Origin of the sequence: Micromonospora sp. H61 (genome assembly GCF_018070325.1) — a bacterium.
Classification (GTDB): Bacteria; Actinomycetota; Actinomycetes; order Mycobacteriales; family Micromonosporaceae; genus Micromonospora; species Micromonospora salmantinae.
The window spans coordinates 1-4,309 of sequence record NZ_JAGPXY010000149.1; the positions used below are offsets into that span (position 1 = coordinate 1).

At 72.8% G+C, this 4,309-nt stretch carries 3 protein-coding genes; all 3 read right to left on the reverse strand.

Going from position 1 to position 4,309, the window contains the following annotated elements:
* The coding region (locus tag KBX08_RS32310; RefSeq protein WP_210787543.1) for a DUF2470 domain-containing protein at positions 1–649 on the reverse strand (649 nt) is incomplete at its 3' end.
* Between the two features lie 84 nt (positions 650–733).
* Positions 734–2,524, reverse strand: a complete 1,791-nt coding sequence (locus KBX08_RS32315; RefSeq protein WP_372494873.1) for an ABC transporter ATP-binding protein — start codon at positions 2,522–2,524, stop codon at positions 734–736.
* A gap of 55 nt (positions 2,525–2,579) precedes the next feature.
* Positions 2,580–4,309 (reverse strand): ABC transporter ATP-binding protein (locus KBX08_RS32320; protein WP_210787546.1); only part of this gene is annotated, 1,730 nt, incomplete at its 5' end.

Genomic DNA, 4,309 nt, shown 5'->3' on the forward strand with positions numbered 1-4,309 from the left:
GGTGCCCGGCGTCGGGTTGGCCGAGGGCCACCACCAGCCCGTAGCGGTCGATGCGCACCACCCGGGGCGGCCCGCCGGGGGTCTGCTCGGTCAACCCGAGCTGCCGGCGCAGATACTCCGTCACCTGGGCGCCGTGGCACTCGGCGAGGTCGGCGAGCAGGCGGGCCTCGACCGGGTGCACCGGGTCCGGCTCGGCCTCGGCGTACTCCACCGGGTCGATCCGGTGCACGACGCCGGCCCGCTCCCAACGGACCTCGACCACCTCGAAGCGGAACAGCCGGAACCGGGTGCCCAGGTCGAGCAGGTCGCCGGTCGGTTCCACAGCGGCGAACTCGACCGCCGCGTGGCGGGACTCGTCGCCGCGCAGCTCGGCCGCCCAGCCGGACACCCAGGCGCGGCCGAGGCCGGGCGCGCCGGCGGCGGGCGGCAGGTCGAGCACGTCGAGCACCACAGCGACGTCACTGCCTCCGGCGGCCGGTTGCAGGGCGGCGGCAAGGTGGCTGGCCACCGGCACCAGCAGCAGCACCCGCCCGTCCGAGTCGGTGACGTGCCGGGCGTGGTGCGGGCCCGGCCGGTGGGCCAGGTGCACCAGGCCGGGCAGGCGGCCGGCAACGAGGGTACGGACGATCTCGGCGGAGTTGGGCCGCATGGGCGCGACCTCCTTCAGAGGTTAGGCTTACCTAACTCGGAGCCTAGAGCACCCGCTCGTCGGCGTCCACCACACCGCCGCACCTCACCGGGTCTGCTCCAACCAGGAGGCGTAGAGCAGGCCGTACACCGAGTCGGCGTCACGAACCAGCTCGTCGTGCGGGCCGCGCTGCACCACCCGACCCCGGTCCACCACTATCACCTCGTCGGCGGCCTGCGCCGTGGAGAGCCGGTGCGCGATGGCGAGGGTGGTCCGACCCCGGGTGACAGCGTCCAACGTGCGTTGCAACCGCACCTCCGTCGCCGGGTCCACCGCGCTGGTCGCCTCGTCGAGCACCAGCAGGTCCGGGTCGGCCACGTACGCGCGGGCCAACGCGACAAGCTGCCGCTCCCCGACGCTGAGCGCCTCGCCGCGCTCCCCGACCGGAGTGTCCAGGCCCGCCGGCAGACCCTCCAGCCAGTCCGACAGGCCCAGCTCGGTGAAGGCGGCGCTCAACTGCTCGTCGGTCAGCTCCGGCCGGGCGAACCGGACGTTGTCCCCCACCGTCGCGTCGAACAGGAACCCGTCCTGCGGCACCATCACCACACGGGAGCGCAGCGAGCCGAACCGGACGTCGGTCAGCGGCACCCCGGACAGCAGCACCGCCCCGGCCGACGGGTCCATCAGCCGGGTCAGCAACTTGGCGAACGTGGTCTTGCCGCTGCCGGTCTCACCGACCACCGCCACCCGGCTCTTCGCCGGGATCTCCAGGTCGATGTCGTGCAGCACCGGCGGACCACCCGGATAGGCGAACCGCACACCGGAGAACCGGATGTCCAACGGCCCGCCCGGCAACTCCCGCCCCTGCTCCCCCGGGTCGGCCACGTCCGGGGCGACGTCCAGCACGTCCAGCACCCGACGCCAGCCGGCGATCGCGTTCTGCGCCTCGTTGAGCACCTCGGTGGCGATCTGCACCGGCTGGATGAAGAGCGTCACCAGGAAGAGGAACGCGGTCAGCTGACCGATCGACAGCGTGCCGTCCACCCCCAACAGCACGCCGAGCACCACCACGCCGGCCAGCGCCAGCCCCGCCGCCAACTCACCGACCGAGCTGCCCACGATGCTGATCCGGATCGCCCGCTGCTGCGCCAGCCGCTGCCTGTCGATCGCCTCGTCCAGCCGCCGCTCGGTGCGCCCGGCGATCCCGTACGCCCGGATCACCGGCGCGCCCACCACGCTCTCGCCGATCGCGCCGAGCAACGTCCCGGTGCGTTGACGCACCGTCGCGTACGCGCTGCCGAGACGACGTTGCAACTGCCGGATGACGAACACCGCCGGCAGGAACGCGGCCAACACCACAAGGGTCAACTGCCAGGAGTACGCCAGCATGACGGCGGTGGTGACCACCAGCTGACCGAGGTTGACCAGCAGGATCACCCCGCCCCACTGAAGGAACTGGGTGATCTGGTCCACGTCGCTGGTGACCCGCGAGACCAGCGAGCCACGCCGCTCCGACTGCTGGTGCAACATCGACAGGTCGTGCACGTGGCGGAACGCGCGGGTGCGGACGTTGGCCAGCGCCGTCTCGCTCACCGTGAACAGCCGGCGCATCATCAGGTAGCCGCAGATCGTGGTGATCGTCAGGATCGCCGCGGTGATCGCCACCACCGTCCAGACCACGTTCAGGTTCAGACCACCGACGAGGCCCCGGTCGATGCCCTGCTGCACGGCGACCGGCACGGCGACCCGCCCGACCATGTAGACCAACGCCAGGGCCAACGTGCCGGCCAGACCGATCCGTAGCTCCGGCGAGAGCGCCAGGCCACGCCGCAGGGTCTGCCAGGTCGTCTCCTGCCGGGCCTCCTGCTCGTCAGTCCCCAAAGTCGTCGTACTCACCGGGCCCGCCTTTCGTTCGCGACTGCGGGGCTCCGCTGCGCTGCACTCCTCGCGCTCACCGATCCACCTCGATCTCCAGGCCCGACGGCAGCGGCGCCACGTCGTCGCCGTAGGAACTTTCCTGCGCCCGCTCCACCTCGGCCTGCTCGTAGGCGGTGACCAGGTCGACGTAGCCGGGCACGGTGGCCAACAACTCGCTGTGGGTGCCCCGGGCGACCACCCGTCCCTGCTCGACGTAGATGACCTCGTCGGCGAGCGCGATGGTGGCCCGGCGGTACGCCACCACCAGGATCGACGCGGCGGGAACTCCGGCCTGCGTGGTCGACGACCGCAGCCCCGCCAGGATGGCCGCCTCCACTCGAGGATCGACAGCGCTCGTCGCGTCGTCGAGCACCAGCAGGCGCGGTCGACCGGCCAGCGCGCGGGCCAGGGTGAGCCGCTGCCGCTGACCGCCGGAGAGCGAGGTGCCCCGCTCCCCGACCATGGTGTCCAGACCGTCGGGCAGCGCGGCGACGAAGCCGTCCGCCTCGGCCAGCCGCAGCGCCGCCCAGACCACCTCGTCGTCGACACCGGGCCGGTCGAGGGCGATGTTGGCGCGGACCGTGTCGTCGAAGATGAAGGGCACCTGGGCGACCAGGGCCACAGTGCCGGCCAACGACGCGGAGGTCAGCTCGCGCACGTCCACGCCGTCCAGGCTCACCGTGCCGGAGTCCGGGTCGACGAGGCGCACCGCCAGCGAGGCGATGGTGGACTTGCCGGCGCCGGTCGGCCCCACCAGGGCCACCGTCCGACCGGCGGGCACCGTGAAGCCGACCTCGCCGAGGACCTGCGCGCCGGGCGGGTGGGCTTCGGCCGGCGGGTAGGAGTAGTGCACGTCGGTGAAGGTGAGGGTGGCCGGGCCGGCGCCGGCCGGGTCGAGCACCCGCTGCCCGTACGGCATCTCGCCGGTGGCGTCGAGCACCCGGCGCACCCGGTCCCAGCCGGCGACGCTGCGCGGCAGCTCGGCCAGCACCCAACCGATGGCCCGCACCGGGAAGGCCAGCACTGTGAAGAGGAAGGCCACGCTGACCAGCTCGGTCACGCTGATCGCGCCCTGGCGCAGCCGGAACGCCCCGACCACCAGTACGGCCAGGGTGCCGAGGCTGGGCAGCGTCTCCAGCAGCGGATCGAAGATGCCGCGCAGTCGGCCGACAGCGATCAGTGAGTCGCGCAGCTCACCGGCGCGCCCCGCGAACCGGGCGGTCTCCTGGGCCTCGCGACCCATCGTCTTGACCACCAGGGCGCCGTCGAAGCTCTCGTGGGCGATGCCGCTGACCTCGGCGCGCAGGCGCTGCGCCCGGGCCTGCCGGGGGGCCATCCGGCGGGAGTCGACGACGTTGAGCGCGAACAGCGCGGGACAGACCGCGAGCCCGACCAGGGCGAGCGCCCAGTCGGTGGCGAAGAGCGACACGATCGCGCCGACCAGCATCACCAACGTGCCGACGGCGAACGGCAGCGGCGCGATCGGGTACCAGGCCGCCTCCACGTCGGAGTTGGCGTTGGACAGCAGGGTGCCGGTGGAGTTGCGGTGGTGCCAGGACAGCGGCAGCTCCAGGTACCGACGGGTCACCCTGCGGCGGTAGGAGGCCTGGAGGCGGTACTGCATGTAGCCGGCGCCGAGCCGGCGGCCGAAGATGCCCGCCACCCGCTGCACGCTGATCCCGATCCTCGCGGCCGCGGCCAGCGCCCGGGTGGCGGCGCCCCCCTCGCCGCGTTCGATGGCCGGAAGCGGCCCCTCACCGATGA